The organism is Litorilituus sediminis, from assembly GCF_004295665.1.
In the GTDB taxonomy this organism is placed as follows: Bacteria; Pseudomonadota; Gammaproteobacteria; order Enterobacterales; family Alteromonadaceae; genus Colwellia; species Colwellia sediminis.
This window is the reverse complement of the sequence record NZ_CP034759.1, coordinates 3906972-3920642: the sequence shown is the minus strand read 5'-3', so window position 1 is coordinate 3920642 and position 13671 is coordinate 3906972. Positions and strand designations below refer to the sequence as shown.

Annotated in this window: 12 protein-coding genes and 1 pseudogene; 5 read left to right on the top strand and 8 right to left on the bottom strand. The window is 40.7% G+C overall.

What is annotated here, in order from left to right; all coding sequences use genetic code 11:
• Positions 1-84: 84 nt before the first annotated feature.
• The gene (locus EMK97_RS17345) at positions 85-1410 is read left to right on the top strand and encodes an IS4 family transposase (RefSeq protein WP_130600978.1); all 1326 of its coding nucleotides are present in this window, start codon (positions 85-87) and stop codon (positions 1408-1410) included.
• A gap of 59 nt (positions 1411-1469) precedes the next feature.
• Here the strand turns inward: EMK97_RS17345 and EMK97_RS17340 are convergent, their stop codons facing one another.
• From EMK97_RS17340 to EMK97_RS19085, 3 genes are all read right to left on the bottom strand, one after another.
• Positions 1470-2399 carry a M14 family metallopeptidase gene (locus tag EMK97_RS17340; protein ID WP_130604041.1) on the bottom strand — a complete coding sequence of 310 codons (930 nt, stop codon included), beginning with the start codon at positions 2397-2399 and terminating at the stop codon, positions 1470-1472.
• A 21-nt stretch (positions 2400-2420) separates the two neighbouring features.
• On the bottom strand, positions 2421-2993 hold the full coding sequence (efpL, locus tag EMK97_RS17335) for an elongation factor P-like protein EfpL (protein ID WP_130604040.1): 573 nt from the start codon (positions 2991-2993) through the stop codon (positions 2421-2423).
• A 267-nt stretch (positions 2994-3260) separates the two neighbouring features.
• Positions 3261-3422, bottom strand: coding sequence for a hypothetical protein (locus EMK97_RS19085; protein WP_170176804.1), 162 nt, complete (start codon positions 3420-3422; stop codon positions 3261-3263).
• 322 nt (positions 3423-3744) lie between these two features.
• On the opposite strand from EMK97_RS19085, the gene EMK97_RS17330 reads away from it, so the two are divergent.
• Positions 3745-4749, top strand: a complete 1005-nt coding sequence (locus EMK97_RS17330; protein WP_130604039.1) for a lipid A deacylase LpxR family protein — start codon at positions 3745-3747, stop codon at positions 4747-4749.
• Positions 4750-4763: 14 nt separating this feature from the next.
• Here the strand turns inward: EMK97_RS17330 and EMK97_RS17325 are convergent.
• The 3 genes and pseudogenes from EMK97_RS17325 to EMK97_RS17315 form a co-directional block, all read right to left on the bottom strand.
• Positions 4764-5258, bottom strand: a pseudogene (locus tag EMK97_RS17325) (methyl-accepting chemotaxis protein); the annotation flags it as partial.
• A 21-nt stretch (positions 5259-5279) separates the two neighbouring features.
• Positions 5280-5669, bottom strand: coding sequence for a methyl-accepting chemotaxis protein (locus EMK97_RS17320; RefSeq protein WP_130604037.1), 390 nt, complete (start codon positions 5667-5669; stop codon positions 5280-5282).
• Between the two features lie 156 nt (positions 5670-5825).
• Entirely contained in the window at positions 5826-6203 is a 378-nt protein-coding gene (locus EMK97_RS17315; protein ID WP_130604036.1) for a hypothetical protein, read from the bottom strand.
• Between the two features lie 154 nt (positions 6204-6357).
• On the opposite strand from EMK97_RS17315, the gene EMK97_RS17310 reads away from it, so the two are divergent.
• Positions 6358-7410, top strand: a complete 1053-nt coding sequence (locus EMK97_RS17310) for an aldo/keto reductase (protein ID WP_130604035.1) — start codon at positions 6358-6360, stop codon at positions 7408-7410.
• A 124-nt stretch (positions 7411-7534) separates the two neighbouring features.
• Here EMK97_RS17310 and EMK97_RS17305 read toward each other — a convergent pair whose 3' ends face one another.
• Both EMK97_RS17305 and EMK97_RS19390 read right to left on the bottom strand, forming a co-directional pair.
• A complete protein-coding gene (locus EMK97_RS17305; protein WP_211342251.1) occupies positions 7535-8854 on the bottom strand; it encodes a dipeptidase in 1320 nt (439 codons plus the stop codon).
• Positions 8855-8962: 108 nt separating this feature from the next.
• The gene (locus tag EMK97_RS19390) at positions 8963-11293 is read right to left on the bottom strand and encodes a S8 family serine peptidase (RefSeq protein ID WP_130604034.1); all 2331 of its coding nucleotides are present in this window, start codon (positions 11291-11293) and stop codon (positions 8963-8965) included.
• Positions 11294-11639: 346 nt separating this feature from the next.
• Between EMK97_RS19390 and EMK97_RS17295 the strand changes: the two genes are divergently transcribed.
• Positions 11640-12341 (top strand): 2OG-Fe(II) oxygenase, encoded by a 702-nt coding sequence (locus EMK97_RS17295; protein WP_130604528.1) that lies wholly within the window; start codon positions 11640-11642, stop codon positions 12339-12341.
• A 131-nt stretch (positions 12342-12472) separates the two neighbouring features.
• Positions 12473-13579, top strand: a complete 1107-nt coding sequence (locus tag EMK97_RS17290; RefSeq protein ID WP_130604033.1) for a c-type cytochrome — start codon at positions 12473-12475, stop codon at positions 13577-13579.
• Positions 13580-13671 lie beyond the last annotated feature (92 nt).

Sequence of the window (13671 nt, the reverse complement as noted above, 5' to 3'; positions counted from 1 at the left end):
TCAGTTAAGAAAATTATTATGATCGGTTGAACGATCTTTACAATCTGTCAAAATCCAGTGATCACAAGTCACTGGATTTTTTTTATGCTTTCAAATTGGTTACTCGATACAGACACTTTTGCTGCTCCCGAAGATTTATCTGTTTTCCAAAAACATTTGCCAATGGAATGGATAGAGAAGGTACTCGTTGAAACGGATAAAGCCAGTATGAGAAGGCGCAAACTACCAGCTGAGCTTGTTGTCTGGCTCATCGTGGGAATAGGCCTTTATCGTAATCGCCCTATTACCGAGGTTGTTGATAAACTTGACCTAATACTGTCAGATAAACTGGGTGAAACACTTGCTCCCAGTGCAATCCCGCAAGCACGAAAGCGCTTAAGTGACACTCCATTAGCTGAACTATTTAAATTGACGGCGACACATTGGTCACAACAACAAGATGGGGATGATACTTGGTGTGGGCTATCACTTTTTTCAGTGGATGGCACACAGCTTCGTTGTGCAGACACGCCAGAAACTGCAAGCGAGTTTGGGTATATCAAGCACCGCCAAGATAAGCACCTTGAATATCCAGTAGTACGATTATGTGCATTAATGTCATTGCGTAGTCGCCTAATAAAAGATGTCGCATTTGGCTCAAGCCGAGTTGGCGAGGTTAATTATGCGAAACAGTTAATTTCATCAGCATCAGCAAATTCACTCACTATTTTTGATAGGTGCTACCTAAGCGCAGAACTTATGATGAATTGGCAACGGCATAACCAAGAGCAGCACTGGTTAACCCCCATAAAAAGTAATACCAAATACCGTGTCATTGAACAGTACAGTGAACATGATTTTCTCATTGAAATGTCAGTATCAAATCATGCCAGAAAACAAGACCCGAGTTTACCTGAAGTTTGGCAAGCTCGCCTCGTTACTTACCCAGAAAACAAACAAAGTAATCATATTAAAGGGCTCCTGAGCTCTTTAACTGACATTAATAAATACAAAGCAGAAGATATTCTGGCAGTGTACTTCGAGCGTTGGGAGATAGAAAATGGCTATGGGGAGTTAAAGCAATTTCAACTTGATAATGCAATATTGCTTAGAAGCCAAACAGTTCAGGGCGTAAAGCAAGAAATATGGGGATTATTAATTGCGTATAACCTAATTAGAGCCGAGATAAGTCAAATAGCGACAGAAGCACAAGTCTCTCCGTTACGCATAAGCTTTGTGATGGCAATGCGATTTATCCAAGATGAGTTTATGTGGTGTGCAATAGCCTCACCAGGTAGTATTCCTAAAAAGTTGAGGGCGATGCGGGAAAACGTAAAACAATTTATATTGCCAGAGAAACGAAAACGGCCCAAAGCCCGGACCGTTCGTATTTCTAAAACCCGCTACCCTGTCAAATCAAAACATGCTTAATTGACATGTGTTAACCAATTGGTGACTTTTTAAAATGATTGAAAGCGAGTTAATAGCGGTTACTTTTGCTCAGCAAGAAAATCTAAGGCAGCGCTAATTGCCGCGACTTGCGCCAAAATACAGTTTTCATCATCCACAATTGGGCTATCAGGGTAAACCTCTGTTGTAGTGACCAAATCAGCATTGGTAAAACCCATACATAAACCTAGCTCTCTGGCGGCATAATTAATTACGCCCCACTGCTCAAGTTCCACACCAATTAATTGATTATTACTATCAGGCGGGGCAATATGAGTCACTTTTTCAACACCTGAAATAATGGCTTTTTGAAAATCTGCTTCTGGCTTTGTGCTATCGCCGACCAAATAAAAACCATCAGGAATATTCCAGTTGTTATGCTCAACCGCATCTCGTGCCGCTAGTGCAGGTCTAAACTCACTATTATCCGTATCTGTTGTTTCATGTAAATCAATGTGCAAAGCAATATCAACATCTAAGTTATTGATAAATTCCATTAATGCGGCTGACTCTTGTGCAGGGCTTTGCGGATAAAATGAGCGGTTAGGGTCAATAGCCTTTGGGTTCCATCGATTAATGGTTTCATATCCCCACGGGCTGACACAAGGAGCAACAATAATATTAAACTGCTTGTTGTACTGGCTAATATTATTCACTTCATTTTCTAAAAAGCGAATTGCCCCCTGCACACCACTTGTTTCATAACCGTGCACACCACCAGTAACTAAAATGGTTTTGTTTTGACTTTGCCAGGTTTTACTTTGCAGTGCATATAAAGGATATCGACTGTCATCAATGGTCAACGCACCATATTGGCTGAGCTCAAAGTGCTCTGATAAAGGCCTTAACTTAACCAATACTTCATCTTGATAGCTGCGCTTTATGCTTTGCTGAGCAAACCAAGCCTGTTTCTCTTGCTCTGCCCACTTCACCCCTGGTGTGCCAATTGGATAAGCTTCGCCATTTTTCATAAAAATTCCTCTTACAGCGCGTTACTTATCAGCACGTCCCATAAACTTCTGCTCAGCGGTGTTCACTTTAATTTTATCACCAGTAGAGATGTGCTCAGGTACTTGAACAACCAAACCTGTTGATAACGTTGCAGGCTTTGTGCGCGCACTTGCTGAAGCGCCTTTTATTGACGGATCAGTTTCAGTGATCACTAATTCAACGCTAGCCGGTAAATCAATACCTACTGGGTTGCCATCAACTATGATGACTGAAAGGCCTTCCGTGTCTTCATTAATATAAAGTACTTCTTCACTGATAGATTCTTTATTCAAGTTATACGGGGTATAGTCTTCGTTATCCATGAAAACATACTCATCGCCATCTAGGTACGAGAACATCGCAGGTCTGCGGCTCAAGTCAGCTAGGTTTAGCATATCTTCTGCTTTAAATGTTTCATCAACTTTACCACCTGTAACCACATCGTATAAACGCATACGGTATAGGCTACCACCTGCTCTACCTTGAGGTACTGAGCGAGTAATATCTCTAACAATAAGCACTTTACCATTATGTTCTATGGCTGCATTTTTCTTTATTTCACTTGCCTTTGGCATACTAAATCCTTAAATAAAACCTTTGCTAATTAAAGGTAGTTATTGAAATCATAATAATTGTGGCAAAAATAGCATGTTCACTGAGTAATGAAAACAACTTAGCCATGAATGAAATAGGAATTATACCAATTGAGTTAACTAGTTGTTCATTCAGCGAGAGTTAAAAGGCTTATAGGCAAGGCAAACAAAAAAGCAGATATAGTTCACTATATCTGCTTTTTTATAATCAAAGGGCAAATTTTCTAGGTTAGTTACCTAGCTAGGCTGTTACTCGTATGAACGCTCAAGCCAGGCAATTTGTAGCTTAAGCTCTTCAATTTCACGATTAGCATCAGCTAACTGTTGTAAGGTTGATTCATGCTCGTTTGAAAGGTTATCTAAGTTCGCTTCTGCTTTTTGTGACATAGTACGTCTTTCCTCATGGGCCATAATAGCCTCCAACAATTGTTACCACAGTTGAATTATTACACAAAAACTTTCATTTGTAACCTTTGAAGCAAAATATTTAGCATTCATTTTGTAAATATCACTTACGAAACGAAAGGATAGTTTTTAGGATAAAATTAATGGAGTTATCAATCAGCGCTATTCTCTGCAATGATTCAATAGCTAACTTATAGCTTTCACAACACTTTGTGGCATTAGCTTATAAAAGCGCCCATTAAAAGTAGACAGTAAAGTTTTCTCACCTCAAATCATTACATAATTTTTGCCACTATAATTAAGGTAGTAGATAGCGGTAAGATTTAGCATGCTCTATTTTCAGTTCTTTTTTGCAAAACTATTTCTCCTTGTAGCTTGCACTTTATTTGTACTAGCGCCTGCACTAGCCTCCCAGTGGCATGCACAAATAGAAAATGACGCGACATTTGCTCAAGATGGCAATTACACCAATGCCTTAGCTTTAGGCTGGGAAAGTGCCCCTATAACTGATTTAACACTGAGACAACAAAAACTACCGTTATGGTTTCATTGGCAACATGCCTTTTTAATTTCACAGCGTAATAGCCAAAATAGCTACGGTATTAAACTTAATCAGCGAATGTGGACGCCAAATGAAATAAAGATCACTAGCCCCCAACCCTATGATCGTCCCTATGCTGGTCTATTACAGCTTGAAAGTCATACCAGCAGCTATAAAAGCAACTATGCGCAAAAAAACTGGTTTGCTATTGGCGTTACAGGCCCGGCCTCAGGAGCAAAACAAGTACAAAAGTACATACATGATTGGCGTGATGCATCTAAGCCAAAGGGTTGGTCATATCAAATTGAACAGCAGCTCACGGTACAGCTTGCTTATGAAGTTGACACTTTGCTTTATCGACAAGCAAGTATTGCCAATACCGATTGGGAAATCAGTGGCTATAGCCATATTGAGCTAGGTAATTTTAGAAGCCAGGCAGACCTAGGGTTAATGCTGCGCTGGGGCAGCAATCTAGCGAATACTTTTGGCAGACTAAGTAGCCATTATGCTCAACTTGGTAATATAACTAGCCAAGTTGATAGCAGTGCTATTATTGCCTATACCAAAGTGCAGCGAGGTTATCGCTTTAATGATCTATCCATTGAAGGAGACTTACCTTATCAATCCTACGTTAAGGTTCAGCACCAACAAGCAAAAGTAGCGTTAGGGTTTATTTGGTCTTTATCAAGCTTTGCCATCGATTGGAGCTTTAATGGCTACACAAAAGATTACACCAGTGATGCAAAAACATGGCACGGCTACGGCTCTTTATCACTGATTTGGTCAATGTGATTAAGCCCCGATAATTAAGTCCTAAATCTCGCGACAGATTGATTAAAGCTAGTCGCTAGCTCTGTCATTCTCATCGAGGTATCGCGTGTTTCCATACTGCCCTTCGATACCGCATCGCCTACTGTTTTAAAATGCTCAACCCAAGATCTCATATCAACCACTTGATGGTGTGACTGCTCAGCCTGCCCAGCAACTTCATGACTATCATCACTTAACGACAAAATAGTGGTTTGTATTAATGACAGTGCTTCTACCGTTTGTTGTGATAATTCCACCGCTTGGTTGGCATGAAGTTGGTTATTTTCCATGGAGGTAACCACTTGAGAAATGGATGCAACTATCGCTTCAAGCATAGTATTAATTTCGATGGTAGATTGATGGGTGCGTGTCGCTAAGGTTCTCACTTCATCTGCTACCACAGCAAAGCCTCGGCCTGACTCTCCCGCTCTTGCTGCTTCTATAGCAGCATTTAACGCTAATAAATTGGTTTGATTGGCAATTTCAGCAATTGTACCGACCACAGTTGAGACTTAGTCACCTGACTTTCTAAGCTCAACTAACATTTCTGCTGAACTTTCAATGTCTTGTGCAAGCGAAGCAATACCAGAAGAGGTATCTGCCACTTGCTTAGCACCGTGCTCTACCTCTTTGGCACCTTGCTTGGCTTTAATCGACGCTTCTTGAGATTGTTTAAAGCCTGTTTCAATCTGGGCTTCTAGCGTCAACATGGAATCAAGCAGTGAATCAATTTTTTGATTTAATAATTGCACTTGCTCATCAGCATTTTCTGAAGATCGCCCTAAAACATCAACTAAGCCGTTAATATCATTGGCAATCGTTCGAACATCAATAATGCCGTTAGCAAAGGCATGTAGTAGTCGGTTTATACTCCCCTGCAACACCAACTTCGTCTTGGGCATGCTGTGGTACGGTTACTGTTAAATCATAATGTTGAGCAACATGATCTAATTCTTGGCTGGAGAATGACTACAGCGGCATAAATTTGCTTTATTCTCACCTCCCTGACATAGCTCTGAACTGGTCAAATAATTATTTCACTTGGTATAAAGATAAATTTATTTAGCCAAGCAAGATTTAGCCCAGCTAATTGCCTCGGCAATTGAGTCAACGACTTTGTAATCACCGTAAGGATCACCATATTTTTCCAACATAAATGCTGGCACCAGTGGCGGGTTAACAAAGATGACAAATTGGCAGTTATGTTGCTCAGACCATTTTTGCAACATAAGCAATGGAGCGATGGTTTCTTCACCACCACCTTCCCACTGACTTAGGTCAACAATTCTTGCCCATGGCGAGCTAATAATATCGGCGGCTTCAAGTTTAACTTGCTCCTGATAGGCCTTAGTTTGTTCGTAATTCCAAGCACCATAAAACCGACTTATCAGAATGTTACCAATAACTTCAATATGATAATGCCCGTGCTTTTGCATAAAAAACCTTTACAAAATACCTATCAACTCAAACCGTTTTATTTAGTATAACTAACTGACTAATAAAAATTCACTGTCAATATATCACATTTGAGATAAAGTGGTGACTTAACTCCATGATGCAAATCATTAAAACAGCTGATAAGGATAACCAATGAAATATGTAAGATTAGGTAGCAGCAGTCTTGAAGTATCACGTATTTGTTTAGGCACTATGACTTGGGGTGTGCAAAACAACCAACAAGACGCGAATTTGCAGCTTGATTATGCCCAAATGCAAGGAGTCAATTTTATTGATACAGCAGAAATGTACGCCATTCCTCCCAGAGAAGAAACTTACGGTAAAACCGAAGAAATCATAGGCAACTGGCTAAAAGCAAATCCTTCTAGACGCAAAGAAATCGTACTAGCAACCAAAGCTGCTGGGCCAGGATTTTCATATATTCGAGAGGGCTCTCCTCTTTCAGGCGAGAGTGTTATTCAAGCAGTTGATACGTCTTTAAAGCGCCTAAAAACAGATTATATTGATTTATACCAACTGCATTGGCCAAACCGGCAATCACCTCATTTTGCTAATCACTGGCCTAATGGTATTGCCTTTACAGAAGTTAATGCGCTAGAGCAAAGCGAAACTATGCTAGATATTTTGCAAGGATTAGATAGTTGCGTTAAAGCGGGAAAAATTAGGTACTGCGGCTTATCAGACGATACCCCTTGGGGTATAAGCCAGTACCTATCACTTGCCAAAGAGCACAACCTGCCACGTATGGTCTCTATTCAAAATGAGTTCAGCTTATTGCACAGCAAAGACTGGCCTTACCTAATAGAGCAATGTGTCCATGAAGATATTGCCTATTTGCCTTGGTCACCTTTAGCAACGGGCATGCTAACAGGTAAATACTTAAATGGCGCACGACCTTCCGGTAGTCGATGGACATTTATGCAGCGCAACGGATTATTTAGAGATACACCACAAGCACATAACGCTGTGCAAGCATTTGTCGACTTAGCTAACCAGCATCATATTAGCCCTGCCAAACTTGCTTTGGCTTGGTGTGACCAAGTAAACGGCGTCACATCAACTATCATAGGTGCAACCACCATGGCGCAGTTAGAAGAAAATATTGCTGCTTATAGTGAGCCTTTATCTAATGAAGTATTAACTGAAATTAGTAATATTCTTAAACAGCACCCTATGCCATTCTAGGTTAGTAGTTCATTATAAAAAGCGAATAAAAAAGCCTTAGCAGTTAACCTGCTAAGGCTTTTCAATTTAGCCATTATAATACAGGCACAAGCAGTCAAAATAGCCGTTCTACCTGTTCAAAAGGTTAATTATTTGCTTGAATTTCTTTCGCTACAGCTTGTACCTCATCAAGTACTCTTAATAAATTACCGCTCCAAAGTTTATTAATGTCCGCTTCACTGTAGCCACGTTTTACTAACTCTAAGGTAACATTGAAGGTTTCAGAGGCATCATTCCAGCCTTGCACGCCGCCACCGCCATCAAAGTCTGAGCTGATGCCAACATGGTCAATACCAATAAGTTTTACCATATAGTCAATATGATCAACAAAGTCGCTAACCGTTACTTGTTCTATTGAGGCTGCCGCTTTATCTATGTCAACTTTGGCAATATCGCGTATACCATTAAATGCCTTGCGATATGCTTGCAGCTCTTGTTCAGGCCACAACTTACGTTCATCCCAACTGATAATCTCAAAGCCTACTTGATCAGCATACTTTTGATAAATGGCTTTTTTAGCTTCACTAAAGGCTTTGCTTTTATCGCCATCAATGTAGGAACGAAATGCTACTGCTTGTACCACACCGCCATTTTTCTTTAAAGCCAATAATTCTTCATCGCTTAAATTACGACTGTGATCATACAAAGCGCGACTTGCTGAATGCGATGCAATTACTGGGGCTTTTGATAAATGCATCATTTGCATATTCGCTTGTTTTGATGGGTGTGAGATATCAATCATCATGCCCCATTTATTCATTTCAGCAATCACTTCACGACCCAGCGGACTTAAGCCATTATGTAACCAAATTCTATCTTTTTCGCCGGTGTTCGAATCACTTAGCTGACTATGACCATTATGTGCTATCGACATATACCTAGCGCCAAGATCATAAAACTTCTTCACATTGCCAACATCTGTGCCGATTGGATAGCCATTTTCAACGCCAATCATGGCAACCTTTTTACCGCTTTTTACGATTCTGCGTACATCATCAGAGTTCAATGCTAATTCAATTTTATCAGGGGCAATTTCACTGGTAAGGCGATGAATAGCATCAAACTTAGCTAAAGCCTGTTTATGCGCCCTAGCATAGCCTTGCTCATTAAGCTCTCCTTGGCTGGTATAAACAATAAGCCAAGAAACATCTAAACCACCTTCATCCATTTTAGGTAAGTTAACCTGACTTCTAAGACGCATGGTATAGTTTTGTTCTTCAGAGAAGTCTGCCAAACTAAAATCATGATGAGTATCTAAGACAATGGCGTTGTTATGGATTCTCTTTGCCTTAGCAAGCAATTGCGCGTCCTTATCAACACTGTTGCCTGAAACACAGGCCGTTGTTAGCGAAATGGCGAATGCCACCAAGCCAAGTTTTAATTTCATCATATTGTTTATACTCATTATCTAATAAATTCCTGATAATTTATCACAATTGTCCTATACGTTTGAAGCAGATACAAAAAAGGGCAACCTAAGTTGCCCAATTAATTTATAAGTAAACAAACAATGCTATTTTGGTGTTGCTGTTAGGTTTAAATCAAAACCTGAAGCAGCAGAGTAACCATAGATATCGATATACCATCTACCTTCAGCCGGTGCTGAGAATGAACAGCTTTCATCGTTACCGTTGTTCCAAGAGCGACAATCATAGCTTGAACGTGTTGATTGCTGACCTTGAGTAATATACAAATCAGCATCACCGCTGCCACCAACTAGCGTTATCGTTAAGTCATCATAACCCGCCGCTAAATCATAGGTGTAACGTGTCCAACTTCTTCTATCTACTGAAATATTAGTCACAGTTTCATTAATTGGTGAAACGTTACCGCCACCACCTGTGCTTGGCTCAGTGTACGATGCAGTTAAGTTAACACCATCAAAGCTGCTATAAGCTTTAACACGAACATAGTAAGTGCCATCAGTATCTGTACCTGTACACGACTCACTGTTGCCATTTGCCCAAGGACGACAATCGTAAAGATCATCCGTTGGTGCTGAGCCAAATTTTACATATAAGTCAGCATCACCTGTACCGCCACTCATAGCAAAGTTAATGTCTGTTGCGCCAGCTGGCACATCAAAAGTAAAGACAACATCATTACCTTTATCAGCAGCAATATTAGATTGGGTTACACCGTTTTCTAATACACCTTCTGTTGGCGTAGTACCACCGCCACCTGTGCCGCCACCGTTGCCAGAGCCGTCACAACCATTTGCACTGATATAGTCGATAGCTGCTTTAGTTTGTACTAAACCGTAACCGAACTTAACATCGCGACCCGCGCTGCCTAAGTCTTCTGCTGTGGCATTTAATACATTACGGATTTCAACATTGCTACAGCTTGGGTGATGACTCCATACTAATGCAGCAACACCAGCAACATGAGGCGACGCCATTGAAGTACCGCTCATCTTACCGTAATTACCCGCACCAATATTGATACTTGCATTGCTGCCTACATTAGCGAGCATAGCTGCGCCATCAGTATCAGATACAGTTACCGCAGGAATAGAAGTCGCGTTAGATGTACCTAACGTACCACCAAAACTACCAGCAGCATTATTATAGATAATGGCACCGACACCACCGCTGTCTTGACACGCTTTAACTTTATCGTGGAAAGAAATATTACCGCGCTGAATTAAACAAATACTACCTGAGGCGCTAAAGTCTGTCGCTTCACCAGTACCAAAATCATATAAGCTTGCAGAAGCAGAGCCTGAGTTCTCCATAGCGTTAGCTGAATAACCTGTACCAGCGACACTCACTTCAACCACAGAGCCAGTACCTTCAGGATATGCCGATAAAACATCAACACCTGGGGCAGCAATTTCTACTTGGCTATTTTTTTGTGAAAAATCCGCGAGTGCTTTATTGCTATCAATTGCGGCTACCGAAACCACTGAATCATATGAAGCTGGATAACTTTCAACATCGGTAGTGCTTGAAGCCACACCATCATTACCCGCTGCTGCAATTAATAACACGCCAGCATCATAAGCGGCTTTAATACCATTTCGCTCCGTGGTACTTGAGCCTGTACCACCTAAACTCATATTAATAACGTCTGCACCATTATTAGCACAAGTATTAATAGCGCTCACTAGCTCAGAAGAGTAACCCCAGCCAGATTCATTAAATACTTTAATAATATGCATACTTGGATCACTACCAATAACCCCACGTACACCAATACCATTATTAAGTGCAGCAACAGTACCTGCTACGTGTGTACCATGTGGACCACCATGATCATACCAATTCCCTGTACCGCTATCATTTGTACCTGAAATTGTACCACCACGAGTTCCCATATCTTCGTGCGGTAAGTCTAAACCTGAGTCAATAATACAAATCTTTTTACCACCTGCAGATGCTGAGGCAACACTGTCATCAACTTGGCTTGCTTGTACCATTTCAATGCCATAAGGCATAGTTTGCGCCATAAAACGGCGCTGCAAATCTTCTTCAACGTACTCAACATTGCTATCACGGGCTAAAAGTTGCGCATCACGTTCGCTCAATTCCGCTGAAATCACATTAATGTTTGGGTACTGACCTTTAACCTTTGCGCCAAGTGCGTTAATTGTATTGCGCACAGCCATTTCTGCACTGTTATTAGCAAATGAATTTACAGCACCTATTTGCTTATATTTAACAATATAACGTTTAGGAAGGTTTGAGGTTTGGCTCGCCTTTAACAAGCTATCTGTTAATTGCACGCCTTTTGGCTCTGCCGCATAAAGTGCGTTAGATACGGCTAAAGCCAAAACACTGGCAGTAGCTACTACTGACGATGTTTTTACGACTGTTTTGGTTAATCTATTTTTATATGACATAAATAGTCCTGGAGTATGTAGTTATAATTATCAGTTTTTTTATGTTGCTTATTATTTTGTAATAATTTGCAACAAAACATTAACATTTAAATTACATTTAATGCAATATTAATTTTTATCACTTAGAAATATTACAAACTCGACAACAAAAACCACTGCGCACCTTGTAAAACGTACATCAATCACAGCAAGCAACAAAGGTACGACCAGATACAATCAATTAACATACAACTATAGTTAAAAGAAAAATCAGCCTAGAACACTCGGTAGGCAATATGATATGTTAACATTCAGTAACAATAATAATTACAAAGGTGTGATGGTCATTGACTATTACAAAGAAAAAATGACTCAATTTATTGAAGTATATGAAAATGCGCTAACGAATGAACTCTGTGACAAAATCATCAGTCGTCATCAAAGTAGCAATCAAGTAACTAAAGGGCGGGTTGGTAGCGGTGTCGATATCAAATTAAAAGATAGCCATGACGTATCTATGATTCACCGCGAAGGTTGGCAGGAGCTACAACAAGAAATTATTCAATCCAGTTACCCACACTTACGCGCATATTTAGAAAAGCACTATCTAGCAGTTATCGCGGCATTAAACCCTACGGTAACACACCCTAAAACAGGGGAGCCTACCAAAGTAACCAAAGATAACTTTCATGAAGTCGGTTTACCTTATCTTGATCAACTGATTCAATATGTCTTTAGGTATGATGGTTTTACCGTACAAAAATATGATAAAGGCCAAGGTGGCTACCATTACTGGCATTCAGAGATTTATCCGCAATTGCCAGATAATAAACCACTACACCGAGTGTTAGCCTTTTTATATTACCTCAATGACGTAGAAGAAGGTGGTGAAACTGAGTTTCACTATCAACAAATCAAAGCCAAGCCAAAAAAAGGCAACCTTATTATATTTCCAGCAGGTTTTACTCATACCCACAAGGGTCATATCCCTATCTCTAATGACAAGTATGTCGTCACCTCATGGCTTATGTTTAATCGCGCCGAACACCTCTATGGGCAGGCAAAATAAAGGCAAACCTAAGTGCATGTGTCGGTAATCAAGTGCTGAAAAATTTGTTACAAGCAGTGTAATCTTATTGAACATTAATTGAATGCCCTATAGGCTTATCGCAGAGCATTCAACAACAATTAAAAGCACTCATGAAATATTTCAGCATTACTTCCGCCCTATCAGTCGTAGTAGCTATTTTCTTTATTACACCAGTAAGTTACGCTAGCTCAGACGAGGTGGGCACATTACCGCCACCACGAAAATTAACAACAAAGCAGGCTGAAGTTGCCGCCGCTAATTACCAGAAATATTGCGCACTATGTCACGGCGAAGATCGTCAAGGGCATGCCAACGATCATGCGCCATCACTACGTAGCAAAAGCCTGCTTGAGTCTGGCGTTCCGCACGCCATATTACGCCCTATGCAATATGGTCGGGTTGGCACGGCAATGGGTGGCTATTTAGATGAAGTGGGTGGCCCAATGACACTCGATGAGACATGGGATTTAACCTACTGGTTATTTGAACAAGCAGGCTATGATCGCTTAGCATTAACCACCAATCCTGTGCATGGCGACATACCACGAGGTGAACTGCTTTATCAACAAGAGTGCTCTACATGCCACGGCAAAGAAGGTGAAGGTGTTACCGCACCAGCACTAGGTAATCAATCTGCCTTGGCACATAACACCGATGAGTTTATTCGCCACGCGATTCAAAATGGCCGCCAAGATACTCCTATGCAGGCCTTTAAAGACAAACTTTCTAGTCAAGATATTAATAGCATTACCGCATTTTTACGCAGTAAAGCGCTTGGCTGGCAAGACAACACCACCATATTACGTGCCCTACCAACACCGGACGAATATGTTATTAATAAACAAGGTACAGATCCAAACTTTAACCTTAAAGATGATATGTATGTGCTCTCTAAAGATTTACATCAAGCACTGACAAACAAAAAGAAAATGGTGTTACTGGACACTAGGGTAACATCTGTTTGGCAAACCGCCCATATTGAAGGCTCTGTGCCCTTTCCCTACTATGCTGACCTTGATGAAACGGTAAAAGGCATTCCTAAAGATGTGCAAATTGTTGCCTACTGCTCATGTCCAAGGGCGGCAGCTGACTACACCATCAACAAGTTAAGAGCCAAGGGCTACACACGCACCGCTGTACTATGGGAAGGTATTTTTGGCTGGATGCAACAAGGCTACCCAGTAATGCGTGGTGATATTGCTGGCGTACAAGATTAGCCTGACTTAAAACCAGCTAGCTGTTGTTAAGAGCGTAAAAATTAAGGCAGTAAAATACGGCCTTTCACATACTTTTTTACATTTACGCTAAC

Bases quoted from the DNA above. Each gene is read 5' to 3' on its own strand.
- EMK97_RS17345 (WP_130600978.1), top strand. From the start codon at position 85: ATGCTTTCAAATTGGTTACTCGATACAGACACTTTTGCTGCTCCCGAA.
- EMK97_RS17340 (WP_130604041.1), bottom strand. From the start codon at position 2,399: ATGAAAAATGGCGAAGCTTATCCAATTGGCACACCAGGGGTGAAGTGG.
- efpL (WP_130604040.1), bottom strand. From the start codon at position 2,993: ATGCCAAAGGCAAGTGAAATAAAGAAAAATGCAGCCATAGAACATAAT.
- EMK97_RS19085 (WP_170176804.1), bottom strand. From the start codon at position 3,422: ATGGCCCATGAGGAAAGACGTACTATGTCACAAAAAGCAGAAGCGAAC.
- EMK97_RS17330 (WP_130604039.1), top strand. From the start codon at position 3,745: ATGCTCTATTTTCAGTTCTTTTTTGCAAAACTATTTCTCCTTGTAGCT.
- EMK97_RS17320 (WP_130604037.1), bottom strand. From the start codon at position 5,669: ATGCCCAAGACGAAGTTGGTGTTGCAGGGGAGTATAAACCGACTACTA.
- EMK97_RS17315 (WP_130604036.1), bottom strand. From the start codon at position 6,203: ATGCAAAAGCACGGGCATTATCATATTGAAGTTATTGGTAACATTCTG.
- EMK97_RS17310 (WP_130604035.1), top strand. From the start codon at position 6,358: ATGAAATATGTAAGATTAGGTAGCAGCAGTCTTGAAGTATCACGTATT.
- EMK97_RS17305 (WP_211342251.1), bottom strand. From the start codon at position 8,854: ATGAGTATAAACAATATGATGAAATTAAAACTTGGCTTGGTGGCATTC.
- EMK97_RS19390 (WP_130604034.1), bottom strand. From the start codon at position 11,293: ATGTCATATAAAAATAGATTAACCAAAACAGTCGTAAAAACATCGTCA.
- EMK97_RS17295 (WP_130604528.1), top strand. From the start codon at position 11,640: ATGACTCAATTTATTGAAGTATATGAAAATGCGCTAACGAATGAACTC.
- EMK97_RS17290 (WP_130604033.1), top strand. From the start codon at position 12,473: ATGAAATATTTCAGCATTACTTCCGCCCTATCAGTCGTAGTAGCTATT.